Origin of the sequence: Echinicola sp. 20G, assembly GCF_015533855.1 — a bacterium.
GTDB lineage: Bacteria > Bacteroidota > Bacteroidia > Cytophagales > Cyclobacteriaceae > Echinicola.
The window spans coordinates 4,309,449-4,328,301 of record NZ_AP024154.1; the positions used below are offsets into that span (position 1 = coordinate 4,309,449).

The 18,853-nt window shown below is 39.5% G+C and carries 18 protein-coding genes and 1 riboswitch; of the genes, 11 read left to right on the forward strand and 7 right to left on the reverse strand.

Features of this window, described 5'->3' with window-relative positions:
- The first annotated feature begins 7 nt into the window (after positions 1-7).
- Positions 8-107, forward strand: a riboswitch (TPP riboswitch).
- A gap of 55 nt (positions 108-162) precedes the next feature.
- From thiS to JL001_RS17490, 8 genes are all read left to right on the forward strand, one after another.
- Entirely contained in the window at positions 163-369 is a 207-nt protein-coding gene (thiS, locus tag JL001_RS17455; RefSeq protein ID WP_200978475.1) for a sulfur carrier protein ThiS, read from the forward strand.
- An 81-nt stretch (positions 370-450) separates the two neighbouring features.
- On the forward strand, positions 451-2,322 hold the full coding sequence (gene thiC, locus JL001_RS17460) for a phosphomethylpyrimidine synthase ThiC (RefSeq protein ID WP_200978477.1): 1,872 nt from the start codon (positions 451-453) through the stop codon (positions 2,320-2,322).
- Complete coding sequence (locus tag JL001_RS17465; protein ID WP_200978479.1) at positions 2,322-2,921, forward strand: thiamine phosphate synthase; 600 nt, start codon at positions 2,322-2,324, stop codon at positions 2,919-2,921. Before thiC ends, JL001_RS17465 begins: the two co-directional genes overlap by 1 nt.
- Positions 2,905-3,561, forward strand: coding sequence for a thiamine phosphate synthase (locus JL001_RS17470; protein ID WP_236252876.1), 657 nt, complete (start codon positions 2,905-2,907; stop codon positions 3,559-3,561). The genes JL001_RS17465 and JL001_RS17470 overlap by 17 nt, the downstream gene beginning before the upstream one ends.
- Positions 3,542-4,309, forward strand: coding sequence for a thiazole synthase (locus JL001_RS17475; protein ID WP_200978481.1), 768 nt, complete (start codon positions 3,542-3,544; stop codon positions 4,307-4,309). The genes JL001_RS17470 and JL001_RS17475 overlap by 20 nt, the downstream gene beginning before the upstream one ends.
- Complete coding sequence (gene thiH / locus JL001_RS17480; protein WP_200978483.1) at positions 4,302-5,423, forward strand: 2-iminoacetate synthase ThiH; 1,122 nt, start codon at positions 4,302-4,304, stop codon at positions 5,421-5,423. Before JL001_RS17475 ends, thiH begins: the two co-directional genes overlap by 8 nt.
- Positions 5,413-6,501 carry a HesA/MoeB/ThiF family protein gene (moeB, locus tag JL001_RS17485; protein ID WP_200978485.1) on the forward strand — a complete coding sequence of 363 codons (1,089 nt, stop codon included), beginning with the start codon at positions 5,413-5,415 and terminating at the stop codon, positions 6,499-6,501. The genes thiH and moeB overlap by 11 nt, the downstream gene beginning before the upstream one ends.
- A 101-nt stretch (positions 6,502-6,602) precedes the next feature.
- On the forward strand, positions 6,603-7,562 hold the full coding sequence (locus JL001_RS17490; RefSeq protein ID WP_200978494.1) for an aldo/keto reductase: 960 nt from the start codon (positions 6,603-6,605) through the stop codon (positions 7,560-7,562).
- Between the two features lie 83 nt (positions 7,563-7,645).
- Here the strand turns inward: JL001_RS17490 and JL001_RS17495 are convergent, their stop codons facing one another.
- Positions 7,646-9,109 (reverse strand): OmpP1/FadL family transporter, encoded by a 1,464-nt coding sequence (locus tag JL001_RS17495; RefSeq protein WP_200978502.1) that lies wholly within the window; start codon positions 9,107-9,109, stop codon positions 7,646-7,648.
- 188 nt (positions 9,110-9,297) lie between these two features.
- Positions 9,298-10,005, reverse strand: a complete 708-nt coding sequence (locus JL001_RS17500) for a hypothetical protein (protein ID WP_200978504.1) — start codon at positions 10,003-10,005, stop codon at positions 9,298-9,300.
- 227 nt (positions 10,006-10,232) lie between these two features.
- Here JL001_RS17500 and JL001_RS17505 point away from each other — a divergent pair, with 227 nt between their 5' ends.
- Together JL001_RS17505 and JL001_RS17510 are read left to right on the forward strand one after the other, a co-directional pair.
- On the forward strand, positions 10,233-10,757 hold the full coding sequence (locus JL001_RS17505; RefSeq protein WP_200978506.1) for a HEAT repeat domain-containing protein: 525 nt from the start codon (positions 10,233-10,235) through the stop codon (positions 10,755-10,757).
- An 84-nt stretch (positions 10,758-10,841) separates the two neighbouring features.
- On the forward strand, positions 10,842-11,435 hold the full coding sequence (locus JL001_RS17510) for a hypothetical protein (RefSeq protein WP_200978507.1): 594 nt from the start codon (positions 10,842-10,844) through the stop codon (positions 11,433-11,435).
- A 23-nt stretch (positions 11,436-11,458) separates the two neighbouring features.
- On the opposite strand, the gene JL001_RS17515 is transcribed toward JL001_RS17510, so the two are convergent.
- The 5 genes from JL001_RS17515 to mnmA all read right to left on the reverse strand — a co-directional run bounded on the left by JL001_RS17515 (position 11,459) and on the right by mnmA (position 17,430).
- The gene (locus JL001_RS17515; protein ID WP_200978513.1) at positions 11,459-12,226 is read right to left on the reverse strand and encodes an NIPSNAP family protein; all 768 of its coding nucleotides are present in this window, start codon (positions 12,224-12,226) and stop codon (positions 11,459-11,461) included.
- Between the two features lie 217 nt (positions 12,227-12,443).
- Positions 12,444-12,671, reverse strand: coding sequence for a cold-shock protein (locus JL001_RS17520; RefSeq protein WP_200978515.1), 228 nt, complete (start codon positions 12,669-12,671; stop codon positions 12,444-12,446).
- 267 nt (positions 12,672-12,938) lie between these two features.
- A complete protein-coding gene (gene hrpB, locus JL001_RS17525) occupies positions 12,939-15,416 on the reverse strand; it encodes an ATP-dependent helicase HrpB (protein ID WP_200978517.1) in 2,478 nt (825 codons plus the stop codon).
- 135 nt (positions 15,417-15,551) lie between these two features.
- The gene (locus JL001_RS17530; protein WP_192010138.1) at positions 15,552-16,064 is read right to left on the reverse strand and encodes a DUF2911 domain-containing protein; all 513 of its coding nucleotides are present in this window, start codon (positions 16,062-16,064) and stop codon (positions 15,552-15,554) included.
- A gap of 154 nt (positions 16,065-16,218) precedes the next feature.
- On the reverse strand, positions 16,219-17,430 hold the full coding sequence (gene mnmA / locus JL001_RS17535; protein ID WP_200978519.1) for a tRNA 2-thiouridine(34) synthase MnmA: 1,212 nt from the start codon (positions 17,428-17,430) through the stop codon (positions 16,219-16,221).
- A 211-nt stretch (positions 17,431-17,641) separates the two neighbouring features.
- On the opposite strand from mnmA, the gene JL001_RS17540 reads away from it, so the two are divergent.
- Complete coding sequence (locus JL001_RS17540) at positions 17,642-18,820, forward strand: class I SAM-dependent RNA methyltransferase (protein ID WP_200978521.1); 1,179 nt, start codon at positions 17,642-17,644, stop codon at positions 18,818-18,820.
- The last annotated feature ends 33 nt before the right edge of the window (positions 18,821-18,853 follow it).

Genomic DNA, 18,853 nt, shown 5'->3' on the forward strand with positions numbered 1-18,853 from the left:
CACGTAATAAAAACTTTAGGGGTGTTCCGATAAACCATCGGGGCTGAGACATACCCTCCGAACCTGATCCCGGTAATGCGGGCGAAGGGAAAAGTGAAGCGTCCTTCCGACAGATTATCTTCATTCCTGAAGTTGTTTTCTTAATTCTTAAATTTTATTCCGATGAATATTCTCCTCAATGGTGAACCTATGGTTCATTCAGAAGGGGAACTCACTTTATCCAGCCTTTTGGCGGCTCACCTTATCCATGGAGGTCGGGGAGTAGCTGTGGCTGTCAATCATGAAGTGATCCCCAAGTCACAATGGGATGTTTTTCAATTAAAAGAAAATGACAATATCCTTATCATTAAAGCTACTCAAGGTGGTTAGCAGCATTGTTCTTTGTTGCTTTTAACAAAGGTCGACTCACCTCTCTTTTTTCTAACATCTGTCAAATAATAATAACCAAACATGAAATCTCTTAGCCAAGAAAACATCAGTCACTATATTACTACTGACCCTTTCCCTAATTCCAAAAAGGTATATGTTAAAGGGGAAATTCACCCCATTGAGGTAGCCATGAGGGAAATCAAATTGAACGACACGGTATCCCACCTCGATAGGCATCAGACGGTAGAATCCAATGATCCAGTAACAGTCTATGATACCAGTGGACCATACACTGATCCTAACATTGAAATTGATGTAAAGAAAGGCCTGCCAAAACTGAGAGAAGAATGGATCAAATCTACAGGAGATGTTTACCAATTGGAAAAATTATCCTCCGAATATGGGCAAAGAAGATTGGAAAATCCTGCTTTAGAAAAGTATCGATTTGACTTGGTCAATGCCCCATTGAGAGCCAAAGCAGGCAAAAATGTTAGCCAAATGCATTATGCCAAAAAGGGTGTCATTACGCCTGAAATGGAATACATTGCAATCAGAGAAAATCAGCGTATCCTTGAACAGAAAGCTTTGACCAAACAGCATCCCGGGGAAAGCTTTGGGGCCAATACTCCGAGAAACTACATTACGCCCGAATTTGTCAGGAAAGAAGTAGCTGAAGGCCGTGCTGTTATCCCAGCGAATATCAACCATCCTGAGGCAGAGCCAATGATTATTGGTAGAAATTTTTTGGTAAAGATCAATGCTAATATTGGCAATTCAGCCATTGGCTCAAGCATAGAGGAGGAAGTAGAAAAAGCCGTTTGGGCATGCAGATGGGGGGCAGATACTATTATGGACCTTTCTACAGGAAAAAATATTCATGAAACCCGGGAATGGATCTTAAGGAACAGCCCCGTTCCTATTGGAACAGTTCCCATTTACCAAGCCTTGGAAAAGGTAAATGGCAAAGCAGAGGACCTGAATTGGGAATTGTTCAGGGATACGCTGATCGAACAAGCAGAACAAGGGGTAGATTATTTCACCATTCATGCAGGAGTACTCTTGAGGTATGTGCCTTTGACGGCGAAAAGAGTTACAGGTATCGTGTCACGGGGAGGATCCATTATGGCTAAATGGTGCCTTGCCCATCATAAAGAGAATTTCCTATATACTCATTTTGAAGAAATTTGTGAGATTATGAAAGCCTATAACGTCACTTTTTCTCTTGGAGACGGGCTTAGGCCAGGTTCCATTGCGGATGCCAATGATGCAGCTCAATTTGCAGAGTTAGAAACTTTGGGGGAGCTGACCAAAATAGCATGGAAACATGATGTACAAACCATTATTGAAGGACCAGGGCATATTCCAATGCATATGATCAAGGAAAATATGGACAAACAACTGGTAGAGTGTGGAGAAGCACCTTTCTATACGCTTGGTCCACTTACCACGGACATCGCTCCTGGTTATGACCACATTACATCAGGAATAGGAGCTGCAATGATTGGTTGGTATGGCTGTGCCATGCTCTGCTACGTAACTCCTAAAGAGCATTTGGGATTGCCAGATAAAAAAGATGTCAAGGATGGCGTGATAACTTATAAAATTGCTGCTCATGCTGCTGACTTGGCCAAAGGGCATCCAGGTGCACAACACCGTGATGATGCACTAAGCAAGGCAAGGTTTGAATTCAGATGGGAAGATCAATTTAACCTTTCCCTTGACCCAGATACTGCTAGATCATTTCATGACGAGACATTACCAGCAGATGGAGCTAAAGTAGCCCATTTCTGTAGCATGTGCGGCCCGAATTTCTGTTCAATGAAGATCACTCAGGATGTCAGGGATTTTGCCGACCAAAATGGATTGGGAGATATAGAAGCAATAGAAAAAGGTTTGCAACAAAAGGCAAATGAGTTTTCAGAAAAAGGAGGAGAAATCTACCTCAATGAATAATGGAATTTATCCTTATCACCGATCCCGGACAAGTCAATGAAGAAGTGAAATCCCTGATCCAATTTATAGATCAGGGATTGACCAAATTACATATTCGCAAACCCGAATGGCCACCTGAACAAATAAAGACGTTGATTAATGATATTCCATTCCAATATCATCAGCAAATTAGTTTACATGGAAATGTATCCTTGGCTGAAGAACTGGGTATTGGATTTTGTCATTTCAAAAGCCACCAGAACATTGTGAATACGCATTTAAAGAAAAGTAAGTCTTTTCATCATTTGGATGAACTATTGGATCCACTAAATGACAAATTGGATTATGGCTTTTTCAGTCCCGTTTATGATAGTGTTTCCAAAAGAAATTATGGACCGCTGCTTTCAAAGGAAGCAATGACCTCTTGGCTTAAGTTGAACAAGTTGAGTTTCTCGTTGATCGCCTTAGGAGGGATTTTGCCGTCAAAAGTTCTTGAAGTTAAAAACATGGGCTTTGATGGAGTGGCTGTTCTAGGAGCAATTTGGAAACATCATTCGACAAAGGATCGATTTAAAGAGTTCTTAAATTTTAAAAAGGCAATTCATGATGTACAACAATAAAATCAGCCCATTTCAATATATCACGCCCAATCTGAACCATCCCGACGATTATCTAAATGATATTGAAAGAAAATGCGATTTGGGTATTAAGTGGATACAACTTAGGATGAAAGGTTTTCCCAAATCAGTTATCCTGAAGACTGCATTCTTGGCTAAAACAATAAGTGAAAAGTACGATTGTACATTGATCATTAATGACCATCCGGAAATTGCCAAAAAATCAGGTGCAGCGGGTGTTCATGTTGGCAAAGAAGATCAACAAGTATTAGACATTAGAGAAAGATTTGGTTCCGAGTTGCTTATTGGGGCAACGGCCAATACTTTGGAAGACATCCTTGCTGTAAAAGACCAAGTTGATTATATCGGACTAGGGCCCTTTCAATTTACTTCTACCAAAAAGAAGTTGAGTCCTATATTGGGCTTGGAAGGCTATCAATTCATATTAGAACAATTAAGATTTCAAAATATAGATATTCCTATCATAGGTATTGGTGGGATCAAAGCCAATGATTTAATGGATTTAAGATCATGCGGTCTGTATGGAGTGGCTGTTTCAGGTTTAATAAATGACACCAAAGAGCCAGAAGAAATCATTCAAAAAATCAATAAAACTTTCGATTATGCTGACTATAGCAGATAAGATATTTTCATCAAGACTCTTTACCGGAACAGGTAAGTTTCCCAGTTATCCTTTAATGAAGGAAGCTTTGGAGGTTTCAGAATCTGAACTGGTAACGGTAGCTTTAAGAAGGGTAGACATAAAAAATGAGCAAGATCACATGTTGGACCATCTTGCTCATGAACGCATCAATATTTTACCCAATACCTCTGGAGTGCGTACAGCGAAAGAAGCAGTTTTTGCTGCCCAACTGGCTGCTGAAGCAATGGAAACCAATTGGATCAAATTGGAGATCCATCCAGACCCAAGGTACCTTATGCCAGACCCAATTGAGACCTTGAAAGCTACTGAAGAACTGGCTAAAAAAGGATTTGTGGTTTTACCTTATATTCATGCTGACCCAGTGTTGTGTAAAAGGCTGGAAGAAGTGGGGGCATCAGCAGTAATGCCATTGGGCTCACCAATTGGAAGTAATAATGGGCTTAAGACTTTAGATTTTCTCAAGATTATCATTGAGCAAAGTACTGTTCCGGTGATTGTAGATGCCGGATTGGGTGTGCCATCGCATGCCGCTCAGGCAATGGAAATCGGCGCTGATGCAGTATTGGTCAATACTGCCATAGCTGTAGCAGGGGATCCAGTTGGAATGGCCAAAGCGTTTAAATTAGCTGTGGAAGCAGGGAGGTTGGCTTATGAATGCGGACCAGGAGCGCCTACTTTGAAAGCCAATTCTAGCAGTCCACTTACTGAGTTTTTGTCCTATGAATGATTTCAAATCCATACTAGACAATTGGACTCCTGAAGCTATCCAAAGAAAATTGGATGGGGTTTCGACTCTCCATGTTGAGAAAGCTTTATCGAAAACAGATAGAAATTTAGATGATTTTCTGGCCTTAATTTCTCCTGCAGCGGCACCTTATTTAGAAGTCATGGCCCAAAAGAGTAGGGAGCTTACCTTGCAAAGGTTTGGAAACAATATGCAGTTGTTTGCACCCATGTATCTGTCCAATGAATGCCAAAATATATGTACTTATTGTGGCTTTAGCTTGGACAACAAAGTAAGACGAAAAACACTTTCGGACGTTGAGATTTTAAAGGAAGTAGCTGCTTTAAAAGAGATGGGGTTTGACCATATTCTACTGGTCACAGGTGAGGCCAATAAAACAGTAGGGGTGGATTATCTAGAGCATGCAATCAAATTAATCAAGCCCTATTTTGCCAATGTTAGTATTGAGGTACAACCTTTGGACCAAGATGAGTATGAGCGATTAATCAGATGCGGTTTGCATAGTGTTTTGGTATATCAAGAAACTTACTATCGGGAAACTTATAAGACGCACCACCCCAAAGGGAAGAAATCTAATTTTGATTATCGACTTGAAACGCCGGACAGGCTGGGCAAAGCGGGAATCCACAAAGTGGGAATAGGTTGTTTGATAGGGTTGGAGGATTGGCGAATTGACAGTTACTATACGGCCATGCACTTAAAGTACTTAAAGCAAAAGTATTGGAAAACTAAATATTCCATTTCATTTCCAAGATTGAGGCCTTTTTCAGGAGGGCAAGAACCAAAGGTTATCATGAATGATCGAGAATTGGTTCAACTTATCTGTGCCTACAGGCTGTTTGATCCTGATGTAGAGTTGTCACTATCTACCAGAGAAACTCAGCATTTCAGAAATCATGCCATCAAACTAGGGGTAACATCCGTAAGTGCTGGCTCCAAAACCAACCCTGGTGGTTATGCAGTGGAGAAACAGTCATTGGAACAGTTTGAGATTTCAGACGAAAGAAGTCCAAATGAAATATCAAAATTGCTCATAATTAATGGTTATCAACCTGTTTGGAAAGATTGGGACCCCGCCTTGCAATATGCAGAATAAAGATAGTATAAGGTATAGCCGACATTATTCATTGCCCGGATTTGGAGAAGAGAAACAGGAAAAGCTTCAGTCCAGCAAAGTCCTTATAGTGGGGGCTGGTGGCTTGGGCTGTCCTGTTTTGCAATACCTAACGGCAGCTGGTATAGGAACGATTGGCTTAGTGGATGGAGACCAAGTAGAATTGTCCAATTTGCAAAGACAAGTTCTTTACAACATGGAAGATATTGGTCAATCCAAAGCAAAGGTTGCTATCAGAAAGATGAAAAAATTGAATCCTGATATTAGTTTCCAATGCTTTGACACTTTCATTGATGCAGCTAATATTATGGAAATCATGAAAGGCTTTGATGTAGTAGTTGATGGTACGGATAATTTTGAATCCCGTTACCTAATTAATGATGCAGCGGTAATTCTTGGAATTCCAGTAGTGTTTGGCTCTATTTTGGGTTTTGAGGGTCAAGTAAGTGTCTTCAATTACGGTGAAGAAGGGCCGACTTATAGATGCCTATTTCCCGAAGCACCAAATCCGCTCGACAGCCCCAACTGCAATGAACTGGGGGTTATTGGAGTTTTGCCTGGAATGGTTGGAACATTACAAGCCAATGAAATCATAAAAATATGCACAGGAATTGGGAAACCTCTTTCTGGTAAATTGTTGCTCATTGATGCCTTGACCAACAGTCAGCATGCTTTCGGGTATCCTTTAAACCCGGAAAATAAGGAAATCAAAAGACTTAAAAAGCTCCATTATGATTGTTCCATTGATCAATCAGATAGAAGCATTGATGCTTCTACTTTTATTGCCGAAGAAGAAAATTGGAAAAACTACTTGATAGATGTGAGGACTCAAGAAGAATATAAACGTTTCAACAGAGGAGGACTTAACATCCCTTTACAAAATCTATCATCGCAATTAAATCAGTTAAAGCAAATGGATAAAGTGCTTTTGGTTTGCTTATCGGGATCAAGGAGTAAAAAAGCTTTGACCTATCTTAGTGAAGCTGGCTTTGAAAATGTGCTTCATCTGGAAAGTGGGTATGAAGGCCTAAAAGAGGGACTCAATGACAATTTAAGCTAGGGTAAGTTTATGGAACTTTTGCCTTTTAAAATCCCGTTGAATTGGTGAAGTTAGTATATCTTTAGTTATGCTGTTTGTTTTAATCCCTACCTTTAAAAATTATGAAAACCTTATCTTTTAGCAATGGTGATAAAATGCCCATTATCGGATTGGGCACTTGGCAATCTAAACCAGGAGAAGTTTATGAGGCCGTTTTGGAAGCCATTAAAATAGGCTATAGGCATTTTGATTGTGCCTACATCTATAAAAATGAAAAAGAAATCGGTGATGCGTTTGAAAAGGCCTTCGCAGAAGGTTTGGTAAGTAGAGAGGAGCTTTGGATCACGTCAAAACTATGGAATGACTCACACAAGCCTGAGCATGTTTTGCCTGCTTTGGAAAAGACACTTCATGATCTCAAATTGGACTACCTCGATTTGTATCTTATCCATTGGCCTTTAGCTTTAAAGCATGGTGTGGATTTTCCTGCTGAAAAAGCTGATTTTGATTCCTTGGACAACATTCCTTTGGGTAAAACTTGGTCAGCAATGGAACAGCTTCTGGAAACGGGAAAAGTAAAACATATAGGTGTTTCCAATTTTAAGGTCAAAAAACTTCAGGAAGTGCTTTCCACTGCAAAGGTAAAACCTGAAATGAACCAAGTAGAAATGCATCCATTTTTGCAGCAGCAAGGCTTGGTGGATTTTTGTAAAAATGAAGGGATTCACCTAACTGCTTATGCGCCATTAGGAGCAGCCTATAGGACCAAAGGTAAAGATGGATTGGACCTACCTATTTTATTGGAAAATGATGCCGTCAAATCGATTGCTGAAGCTCATGAAGCTACTCCAGCTCAGGTAGTGTTGGCATGGGGAATGTCAAGAGAAATAGCTGTCATACCTAAGTCCGTGAATGCCTTCAGAATCAAGGAGAACTTTGATTCAATTAAATTGAACCTAGGTAAGAATGAAATAAGTTCCTTGAATGAACTAGAGGGACCTTACAGATTTACGGATGGAAAATTATGGACACTTCACGATAGTCCTTATGAGTTTTCGGATTTTTGGGAGGAGTACAGTTGATCTAAATTGGAAATAAAAGCTCCAAAAAAATGGCGAAGCCTATAAACTTCGCCATTTCTTAGTAACCAGTTTGTAATGATCGACTAATTGCTTCCTTCATTGCCTTTTAGTTTATCCTCTATTTTTTTCATATAGTCCCTTAAGAATGGCACAGATACAGAAACAATAAATTGCCATCGTTTCCATTGAAATTGACCTGAGTCGTCTGTGATCACATCAGATGGACCGTTATTGATTGGAAGATTAACAGGTTTACTAAATTTACTTTTTCCACTGGTATGAGTAGCCCCAAGGGTAAATTCAGCACCTTTGAATTTAAGCACAGTTCCCGCTCCAAAATGATAATAATTGGCATCGAAGGATAAATTGGAAGCTCTTTCATTTTGACTGACGAAGCTTACGGTATTTTTTGGAGAAGCATTAAAATCAGTACTAACCCCACCATAGACACTTACCTTTTCGCTTAAGTACCACTCTGTTCCTACACCTATGTTCAATATGCTTTTATAACCATCCTCTAAAGTAAAGTTCACCGTTGAGTCTAGATTGCTTTGCATAGGATGAGGATTGGCTGTAAATACATCAAAATTATTCACTTTGTGAAAGTACTCTGCACTTAGATGCAAAGCCCCTTTTGAACTTAAATTGTGACTAGCACCCAAACCTATGGACAAAGGAGTTTTAAGATTTAGGTCAAGATCATTTTGGTAACTGTTGGCGTATGTTTCTGTAGCATCTGCTTCAGGTGGAGCGGAGAAGTATAATTGATAATTGTAATTTGCTTTGCCATTTAATTTCAATCGTGGTGTGGTGATGGTCATACCAAGGTCCCAATTTTCCATGATATATGCTAAGCCAAACTTAAGGATTAGCCCATAGCTGTTCAACTGGTAATTTCTGTTGTAGTCGTAAATGCTTACACTTCCATTATTACTCAGCGCCCTCATTTCATATTTATTACCTTTGCTCGAATTGATTTTGGAAACAAATACTGAGCTGCCTACACTAAAATTTTCCTTAACGGCATAGGACCAACTCCCACCAAACCATTGGTCTTTTGAGCTGTTGATCACCGAGACTTCTCCTTCAAACAATTCGTCACCCGGAATATTTCCGATAATATCGGTTGTTATTTCATCGTGGTAATTGAACCCAAAATTACTATCATCTCTTAGTAAGACAGCATAGGCAAAAGAATGGTTGGGCAAAGATTTAATTTTGACTGTACCGGCAGTCAGACTTGGAGCACCACCAAAAGAAGATTGTTTGAGATCCGCCCTTGTTCCAATGGCATCTTCCACATTATAGTTATTTAGTTCATAGACATCACCGCTGATTACAAAAGCCGGATTTTTGATCAATGCCAAACGGGCAGGATTATAATAAACAGCTCCCAAATCCGAAACACCACCAATTACTGATCCATTGAGTAACATGGATTGACTACCATAGTTTTGACTCCAAAAATGGTGGGTTTGCCCGTTACAGATATGATAACAAAAGCTAACTAAAAATAAGGCAATAATGGATACTCTCATTTCCTTCATATCAAGTATTGAATAAGATTGATCTAAACTTGAGTATTAATACATACAGGTACCAAAGTGGATATATTGAAATAAGTTACGCTCAAAAAAATTATTTAAACAAAAATAGCGGGGAGACATGCTCAAATTTATCAATCTACTCAAATGAATTCATCGGAAGCAATTTTACCGATGTAGGAAGAGACAAATTACCAATCATCATCCTCATCTATGGATAATTTATCGTCTGTAGCTAGGTTCGGATTGTGGAAGATTTCTTCATAATTCTCATCATATTGAACGGTTGCCTTTTTCAAGAATGAGTTGGTTTCCAATAAACTTTCATAAGTAGGATTGGCAATATGCTTTGGAATCTTGAAAATCCGGGGATCATTTTTTTCAAATGGCGTAGTAACCTTGGCATCAAATAGATAGGGGATAAGTGTCGTGGCACAATTCAATCCAACCTTGTCAACCCTGTATTCCTTAAAATAGTCTTGGAGTCTTTCATTAATCTCATCAAAAAACTCCAAAGTTTCAGCTAAACGAATCCGAGACCCAGCCCTTGATTTGCCTTTTGTTTTTAAATGTTTGATTTGGCTTTTACCTTGTTTCTTTCTGACCATGTAGGCCCTGAAAACCTTATGGTCTATATTTTCACCATTTTCAAAGTAGCCTATGGAAGCAATCCCCGATCGAATCATCAACAACACATAATTGGTTTCTTCCATTTGGTTTTGCTTCATGTCTAACGGTGAATTCCAAAATATTGGAAGCCTTACCTGAAGGATCTTCTCCTTCTCTTTATAAAAATAAACGGTGTTTTTTGAAACATTAAATTCTTGATTGAATGGATAAGAATGTAGTTTTAAAAGTAATTTTTCGCAGTTCTCAGAACTAATCAATTTCTCTTCCATCTTCGGGAATTTAGAGCAATATTAAGAGGTTTGTAAGAGATCCACACTTGCACCAGTAAAGATCAAAGGCAAAGCTATATGATCACTTTTATTTAGCAATCAACTGTTTCGGTCTTCAGACATCAAACTTTCTACTATCCAACCAAAAGATATAAGGTTACTGGCATCATAGCGGATAATCAGATTATCCAATTATCTTTGTCAAAGTACCGAAAAAATGAAGAAACATGGCAGCAAATATTGACCTTTTGATAGATAAAATGTGTGACAAGAAGGAAGAAGAAGCCTACATCTATGCGGATGAACTGGCTGAAATAGGAGGGGAGGAAGTATTGAACAAGCTATTGATGGTATTAAAAGGAGAGGATATTGAGAGTGCTTATTTAGCGGCTCGCGCACTGTCTGCTATGGAAAATAACCAAGAAGCACTGGCTCCATTATTGGAAGTGATTCATGACAAAAACAATAAAATGAAGAACGGAACTTTTGTTCAAGCTTTGGAGGGTTTTGACTTGAGTGAGAAGTTTGTAGACATTTTGAGAATCTATTTATTCGGGAATTTTAAAGCCTCTTTTTTGGCCAAAGACTACCTTGATTACACTGAATTTGATATTACTCCAAGGACCATAAAAAAGGCTGAAAAACACTGGAAGCATTATCAGAACAATAGCAAACAAGACGAGGCTTTCGAAATCAAAAAAGAAGAAACAGAATCCATCCTTAATGATCTCAAAGCCATGTTTGATGAATAGGTGATGGCATGATTTTTTTAATCATATCTTATAAATGTGCTTAAACAATGGTAAATTAGGATATCACTCAAAATTCCTATCGCCATGAAATCCCTTTCTCTCTTTGTTTTATTACTACTTACCATGCTATCTGCTTGCGCACAAGATCAGATAGCCAATAAAGAAGAGCAAATTAAATTAGCTATAAAGGCCGCTCCGGAAGAAAGCCGTGATGAGGCCAAGGTTTATGGTTATGATACAGCTGGAGAACTGGTTGTATTAAGGACAGGTACTAACGAGTATATCTGTATCGGCGATGATCCTAACAAAGATGGAATTAGTGTTTCTTGCTACCATAAAGACCTGGAACCATTTATGGAAAGGGGCAGGGCTTTACGAAAAGAAGGCAAGGACTTCAAAGAAATTTTTGATATCAGAGAACAAGAAGTTAAGTCAGGGACTTTGAAGATGCCCGATGATGGTGCTACATTGTTTGTCTTTTCTGCCAATCAAGAAGATTATGACCCATCTACAGGTGAAGTAAAAAATGGAAATTTCCGTTATGTAGTTTATATTCCCTACGCGACTGTGGAAAGTACAGGACTTCCCTTAAAACCAGAAGCACCAGTGATGCCCTGGATCATGGATCCAGGAACACACCGAGCACATATCATGATCACTCCTCCAAAGAGCAATTAAAAAGCCTTTAAGGCCTGTTTCTTTTATAGCTCTGAATAGCTTGCTGGATGTAAAAGCGTAATATCAATATGGGAAACATTATTCTGGAACTGCTGATCATCTCTTAGTTTGATCCATTCAGCATCACTGCCGAATGACTTCCAAGCAGCCTTTTCTGCGTCCAAATTATCAAAAGAAGTCATATACATCAGGTTTGGCATTTTAGGTCCTGCAACCACTTCACCATAAAAGACGGCATTGAAGTCAAGTCTGTCAAAGATTTCCACTTCACCACTGTTGAACATCTTTACTTTGTTGTGAAACAGCTTTTCGGTAGCACTTTCGTAACTTCTCAACTCATAAATCCTATCTTCTTTAGGTCCAGTCAATTGGGGGGTGCCATAACCGGGCATGCCACTAAAAGCTTTGAGAAGAATAGATTCAAAGCGATCAAAAGGAGGGTTTTCATGTGTGGCTAGAGGATACTCCATGCCTTTTTCCAAATGTAAGGTAGAAGCGATATCCATGTATTCCTCAGCACTGGTATATGGTGTAAAGACATAGATTCTTTTTCCACTTAAACTATCTGATTTTAACGGTTTAAAAACTCCAATGTGCTTGATTCCCTTTTCATGCATCGCCGGGATATAGGTGTTCTCCAGGAATTGATCAACGGTTTTCTCCTGAGAGGAAGAGGATAGATGGTAAATCTTGATTTCAAAAACACTTCTCTTGGGTTTCTCTTGTGCCGATCCATTCAAAATATTCACGGAAAAAACCAAAATAAAGGCAAACAATAACTTAATTTTCATAGGTTTAGGTTGATTAGGTTTTGTAAAGTTGTAAGCTAAATATAATCACTACAGAGTGGAACTAAAGATAATTTACCCCATAAATATGCCGTCTATAAAAATAACTCCTAAACATAAAAAAGCCATTATGAAAATAACATAATGGCGATGATTAAATATCGATTATTGAATGAAACTGATTGTTAAAAAATTGTAAATGGTTTACTTCAACTCAGTTCTATTCGTTTTCTCTTTTTGGCTTCTTCTTATCATCCTTTTCAGTAGGAGGCTCAGGGGGAGTGTCGGTGATGTTACCAAACTCATCAACATAAGCAATCATATCTTCCAGTTTTCCACTGGTTTCTTGTTGCTTTCTTTCCAAACGGTTTTCTAGTTTCTCTTTTCTCTTCTTTGCTTTTTTGTCTGCCTTTTGCTTTTTGATAAAGCTATTGTTCGATCTTGCCATATAAATTGTTTAGTTCCGACATACAAGCCATTCCGCTTTTGTCCAAAACATTAACAAAATAATTTATAGTAAATGATCTAATGCTTTAGCATTCAACTAGAAATAGCATTTGGAAGAAGTTTTGGATAAAGCTGGGGAAATGCGCTTTTGTATATTTAACCAAAGGTCAACAAAATCGAGCATTATAGCTAATTGTAGGCAGTTTATTTTCTATAACCTATCCTTCATTTGAATTCTTATTTGAGAAAATTTAGTTAACCTAGGATGTTACTTTCTTCTAACTCCTCTCACTGCCTCGGCATCCAAAGGATTCTCAGGCCAAGAGTGCTTGGGATAGCGGCGCTTCATTTCTTTCTTTACTTCAAAATAGGTGTTTTCCCAAAAACTCCTTAAATCAGAAGTGACCTGTACTGGTTTAAAACCAGGTGACAACAAATGCATGATCACTCCATTCCTTCCCCCGTTTACTTTGGGTGTATCCATAAGCCCAAACACTTCCTGAAGTCGCACCGCTAAAATTGGAGGTTCTCCATCTTTTTGGTAAGAGATTTTAATGTTTGAACCACTGGGTACTGTTAATTTTTCAGGAGCCAATTCACCCAGCTTTTGTTGCAGGTCGAAAGGAAGGTATTGTTGTAGGATTTCATGAAGATTGAGCTTTTTGAGTTCCTCCGCTGTATCCAAATCTATTAAATATGGTGCCAGCCAATTGGGTGATTTTAGCAGTGTTGATATCCTGACATCTGGCCAATTCTCTTCCGGATTCCATATGCGCAAACAATTGACTCTATTCTGCCATTGCTGTACTTTTTCATTAAAATCCAGTAAACGATCACCTTCCATTTTGATCGCATCCATTAGTGCTTCCACCACCAAGTCAGGATCAACATCCATAATGGGTTTGGATTGAAGAACAATGTGTCCTATTCTCCATTGTCTTTCAGCTACAACCTCGCCTTTGCGACTATCCCAAATAACCATATCCTTTTCTTTGACCATATGGGCCAGGTCTCTTGGATTAAGTGGAGCGGCCATAAATATCTTTCCCATACCATCTCTGGCGTCCACATGGGCAACGCTGAGCCAGGCTTCATGGGCCAAATCATCCTTATGATGCATCATGGCAATTTTACCATTGGTCATCTTGAACTGTGCATTGTTTCCCGGTCTGGCATGAGCAATCCTCTCTGGATAGGCGTAAGTGAGGATCAGGCCAGATTCAAATGGGTCAAAAGCTGTGTTTTCTTCCTTAATGTCAAATAGTCGTCTGTAATTATGGGCTATTTTTTCTATTTTATCAAAACCTCTGCCTTGCTTATTTACCGATCGGTGCCTTCTTAATTTTTCAATCCGAAGGTTAATATCTGTCCCTGAATCCTTTGGCAATGGATCTCTTTCTTCTAAAATGGCGGCAATATCCGTTGCTAAAGACAAATGTCCATCTTCTTTTGCCATCAATAACATATGGGCTATTCTTGGGTGACAAGGAAGCTCCCTGAGTTGCTCTCCATGAGGTGTAAGCTTATCTTCTTCAACGGCTCCAAGTTGTTGAAGCAAATCCTGGGCTTGTGCCAAAGCGCCTGAAGGGGGAGGAGTCAGCCAGGTCATATTGGGAATATCTTTGATACCCCATTGAACCAAATCAAGGCATAAAGAAGCCAAATCAGCTTCCATGATTTCAGGAACCCTAAAGGCCTGCATTCTGTCTTCGGTGGCTTTGGTCCAGAGTCTGTAGCATTTCCCTGGTCCCAAGCGCCCAGCACGACCGGCTCTTTGGTCTGCTGAATCCTTGGAAATTTTCACTGTCTGCAACCTTGAAAGGCCTGACTTGGGGTCAAACTTGGAGGTTCTCCCAAAACCAGAATCTACGACTATAGAAATCCCCTCAATGGTCAAACTTGTCTCTGCTATGGAAGTGGCCAAAACCACTTTTCTTTTCCCAGCAGGGTGAGGCATTATGGCCTGTTGTTGCTTTTGTGGGGACAGCTGGCCAAAAAGAGGGCATATGGCAAATTCAGGTAATTTTTTCCTGAGGATTTCTTCTGTCTTCTTGATCTCTCTTTGCCCTGGTAAGAAAGCCAATATATCTCCACTGTCTTTCTTCGAAGCTTTTAGTACGGTTTCAGAAATCAATTCAGGAAGGCTCCACTCATCAGCATCTTGGGTATGAAAAATCTCAACTGGATACTGCCTTCCTTTACTTTCCACTATGGGCGCTTGAAGTAAATTGGATAACTGGGGCATATCCAATGTAGCCGACATGACCATAATTCTTAGGTCTGGCCTGAGGATTTGTTGCACTTCCCTGCAAAGTGCCATGGCTACATCTGCATGAATGTTACGCTCATGGAATTCATCAAAAATGACCAATCCCACATCTTCCAAAGCATTATCATGATGGATCATTCGAGTCATGATTCCTTCTGTCAACACCTCTATTTGTGTGTTGTCCGTTGCCTTACTTTCAAACCTGATCCGGTAACCTACTCGATCACCGACTTTTTCTCCCAATAAATCAGCCATTCTCATGGCGATGGATTTAGTAGCTAACCGCCGTGGTTCCAGCATCAAAATCTTCTTGCCTTTTAACCAATCCATATCCATCAAAGTCAAAGGCACCAAAGTACTTTTTCCTGCTCCAGGAGGCGCATGAAGGATAAGGGTGTTATTATTTTCAAGTTGCTGTTGGACCTGTGGGATAATATCCAACACAGGAAGGTTTATTTTTGAGGGATCGAAAGCCAAAGTAGTATTATTTGTTAAACCAAAGGTAAGGGGAGTATTGGTTTAATTCAAGGCTTTGATCCTCATAAAAAATTAAGGCCATCTTGGGATTTCCTAAGATGGCCTTACATTAAATGGGTTCTTTTCTGATTAGGGTTACTCGATATTTGCCTTTGCCATTCCGTACTCCCAGCGAACTTCAAAACCATCTTCTACCACCTCATAGACCAATCTTTCTTCCATAGTTGAAGATTCCATAGAAGGTACCGTTACACGAAGTACATCTTTGCTTTCATCATAGTCATAGGCACCCCACTGCTTGGCAACAGAGTTAAAAATAAAAACGGATTCTTCCTCTCCCGGAATGATGAAAAAGCTGTATTTACCAGCTGGTAACGTTTCTCCTTCTACTTTAATGTCTTTATCAGTTTCAAATGTAGTAGCATCATTTGCTCCTGCTCTCCACACTTTTCCAAAAGGTACTAAGTCTCCCCAGATTTGTCTGCCCTTTACACCTGGACTGGAATAGTTAATGGTAATGGTAGCACCATCGATCTCACCTGAGGCAGTAGCAGCTGGACTGGCCTTTTCTTGTGCATAGACACTAATACATACTAATAAGCTTAAAACAGTTAAAAAGCTAAGCTTGTTGATCATGCTTGTTTTCATGGATTTTTTATTGTTTTGGTTTTGTCTCAATATAAGGAAAAACTAAGAATTATGGCTCAGGATAGAAGTAAAAATCAATCATAGCAAAACAAAAAAAGAGACTCCTTTTATAAAGAAATCTCTTTTAAGAATATATTACAACATTAAATACTGGTTAAGCAATCACCCCAGAACCAATGCTTTCCTCACCTTCATACCAAGCCACAAACTGCCCGGAGGCAATTCCCTTTTGTGCTTGATCAAACAGGACATAAAGACCATTTTCCTTCATGATTAAGGTGGCCATGCTCAAAGGTTGTCTGTACCTGATTCTTGCCAAATAACGCTTACTTTGACCTTCGGTCAAGCGAAGATCTTCTCTGATCCAGTGTACGTCTTCTTTAGGTACAAATAATCCGTGTCTCAGCAGTCCAGGATGTTCTTCACCCAAACCTGTATAAATGATATTTTCTTTGGTATCCGTTTGGATCACAAATAATGGTTTACCCGTTCCCCCAACATTTAAGCCCTTCCTTTGACCAACCGTAAAATAATGGGCTCCATTATGTTCTGCTATTTTTTTGCCTTGTTCGGCATGATATTGAAGCGGTAAACAAATTTCATCCAATACTTCCTGGTCAAGGTCTTCCGCTGTCATCCCCGCAGGTATTTGCTGCCTTTTGTAAATCGGTAAATCATCAGGGACAACTAAAATATCACCTTTCTTTGGTTTCAACTGTTGCTGCAAAAAATCTGGCAATCTTACTTTTCCAATAAAGCAGAGACCTTGGCTATCCTTCTTGTCCGCAGTGATCAAATCCTGCTCTTTGGCGATTTTTCTCACCTCTGACTTTTGCAAGTGGCCAATTGGAAAAAGGGCTTTGGATAATTGCTCCTGACTAAGCTGACAAAGAAAATAGCTCTGATCTTTATTGTTGTCTGCACCGGCCAATAATTGGAATACAGTTTCTCCATCCACTGTCAGCTCACCTTTTTGACAATAATGCCCAGTGGCCACATAATCCGCTTTGAGTTTTTGGGCTGCTTTCAGAAAAATATCAAATTTAATCTCTCGGTTGCACAGCACATCAGGATTGGGGGTCCTGCCTGCTTTGTATTCAGCAAACATATAATCCACTATTCTTTCCCTGTATTCCTCACTTAGGTCAATTGCTTGAAAAGGTATCCCCAGCTTTTCTGCAACCAACATAGCGTCTGTACTGTCTTCCATCCAGGGACATTCATTGGAAATGGTTACGGATTCGTCATGCCAGTTTTTCATAAACATGCCTATGACTTCATAACCTTCTTTTTGGAGTAAATAGGCGGCTACAGAGCTGTCCACGCCGCCGGAAAGTCCCACTACTACTCTTTTTTTATCTTTCATGACTTTTACATTTTCATGGGGTCAAGGCCCATGAGGTTTAGTAATAAGCAATCAACATGTATGATTGCAGTTTTGGTTCACAAAAATAACGAATTTGATCGGCTTTCTCTTGAGGTTTTAAAATGTCTTGACATCTTAGATGATGGACTTGACATTCATCTATACTTAAGTGCTAAAAGCTATTCCATGAAAATTGTCTACTTTTGTGCTCATGAATAATTTTGATCATAAAGGAAAGGTAGTCGTTACTTGTAAAGATAGGTTTGCACCTTATTTGGAGCAGGAACTCAAAGAACTTGGTTTCAAGCCGAAGAATGTCAACAGGACCAGTGTGGAACTGTATGCCAGTCTCAACCAATGTATTTTTCTGAATATGCATTTGAGGGTGGCCAGCCATGTCCTTTTTGAAATTAAGTCATTCTATTTGCACCACGCCAAGGATATTTATAGGAGAATTAAGGCTTTACCTTGGGAAAATTACATCGACAAGGATACTTATTTTTCTGTCGTTTCTCATGTAGAGAATGAAAGTATCAACAATCCCTTATTTGTTAACGTAAAGGTCAAGGATGCGATCGTCGACCGTTTTAGAGAAAACACAGGAATAAGGCCTGATACAGGTTCAGAGTTTGAAGGAGCTGTCATTCAATTGTACTGGAAAGACACACAGGCTTCTTTGTTCATCAATACATCGGGAGATACCCTGTCCAAGAGAGGTTACCGAAAAATACCAGGAAGAGCACCCATGGCCGAAAATCTGGCCGCAAGCACCATCATGGCCAGTGACTGGGACAAAAAGGGCCCATTTGTCAATCCTATGTGTGGAGCAGGAACTTTGGCCATTGAAGCAGCTTTGATGGCTACTAATAGATTTCCCGGCCTTTTTAGAGATCATTATGCTTTTATGCATATCAAGGGTTATAAAGAGGGAATTTACCAAGAGCTTAAGGCAGAGCTAGAAGCCAAAATCAACGATAATATTCCAGCCCAGTTTATTGCTTCTGATTTAAGTGAAAGGGCTATTTATGCTACCCAGGAGAATGCAAAGACTGCGCAAGTTTTTGATCATATTACCTTTGAGGTTGGAGATTTTGCCGAAACAACAGTCCCTGACAGTGACAATGGGGTCGTTTTCTTTAATCCGGAATACGGTGAAAGGTTAGGAGAGGAGGATGAATTGGTAGCGATTTATAAAAGAATGGGTGACTTTATGAAGCAAGAATGTGCTGGATATACAGGGTACATTTTTACAGGCAATATGAATTTGGGTAAGAGGGTAGGATTGAAGCCTAGCAGACGAATAGAGTTTTACAATGGGACAATTGATTGTCGATTGCTTAAGTATGAACTGTATAAAGGAAGCAAAAAAGGAATCCCGAATAAATCATAAAAAAGAAGCCCTTTTCCTACTCTCTCGGAAAAG